Here is a 1,174-nt window from a genome sequence, read left to right as displayed (position 1 = left end):
CGTGGCGCAGACCCGCCAGGGCAAGGACCGTACCGCCCATGAAGGGTTTTTCAGGGAGATGCTCGGCGACGTCGACGAACCGACCTTGCCGTTCGGCGTGCAGCGCATAGACAGCGAGCGGGATGTCACCGAGGAGGTCGATCAGTGGCTGGGCGCGGCCTTCAGCCAGCGTCTGCGACGCCAGGCCCGGCACCTGGGGGTGAGCGCCGCCACGCTGTATCACTGGGTCTGGGCGCAGGTCATCGGCGCGGTGTCAGCCCGCGATGACGTGGTGTTCGGCACGGTCTTGCTCGGCCGCCTGCAGGCCGGTGACGGTGCGGAGCGTTCACTGGGGATGTTCATCAACACCTTGCCGCTGCGTGTGCGCCTGAAGGATGAAAGCCTGACTGCGGCGGTCAAGAACACCCATGTCGCGCTGAGCCAGTTGGTGGCTCACGAGCATGCGTCGCTGACGTTGGCGCAACGTTGCAGCGGCGTGGCCGCACCGGCGCCGTTGTTCAGTGCCTTGCTCAACTACCGTCACGGGGCGGCCAGCGTCAGTGAGGCCAGCCGCGTTGCCTGGGACGGCATCGAGATGCTCGCCAACGAAGGGGTCAACAGTTACCCGCTGATTCTCTCGGTGGACGACGTGGGAGAAGACTTCCGGGTCAGTGCCCTGGCACCGCGCTCGGTGGGTGCGCAGCGGGTCCTGGGGTACGTGTGCACGGCGTTGGCCGGACTGGTCGAGACCTTGGAGCAGGCACCGCATTCGGCGGCCAATCGCCTGTCGATCCTGGGCGGCGATGAGCGCCGGCAGTTGTTGCAGACGTTCAACCACACTGAGCGCAGTTACCCGCACCAGCAACCGCTGCATCAGGTGTTCGAGGCGTGGGTACAGGCGCATCCGCACGCCCTGGCGGCGTCGCATGGCCAGCAACAGGTCAGCTATGCCGGGTTGAACGCCCGCGCCAACCGCCTGGCCCATCACCTGATCGGCCTGGGTGTAGCCCCCGGCGACCGCGTGGCAATCCTGCTGGAGCGCTCCGTGGACCTGCTGGTCAGCCAGTTGGCAATCAGCAAGTGTGCGGCGGTGTATGTGCCGTTGGATGTCAATGCACCGTTGGACCGGCAAGGCTTCATGATTTCTGATAGTGGCGCGCAACGGGTGTTGACGGCGACCTCGATTGAAGCCCCT

The 1,174-nt window shown here is 65.9% G+C and carries 1 protein-coding gene; it reads left to right on the top strand.

What is annotated here, in order from left to right; genetic code table 11:
- The coding region (locus tag EXW71_RS28650) for an AMP-binding protein (protein ID WP_167659713.1) at positions 1-1,174 on the top strand (1,174 nt) is incomplete at both ends.

It is taken from the genome of Pseudomonas sp. BCA17 (genome assembly GCF_004519405.1).
Lineage (GTDB): Bacteria > Pseudomonadota > Gammaproteobacteria > Pseudomonadales > Pseudomonadaceae > Aquipseudomonas.
The sequence above is the reverse complement of the archived record's forward strand: the minus strand, read 5'-3'. Positions and strand labels throughout refer to the sequence as shown.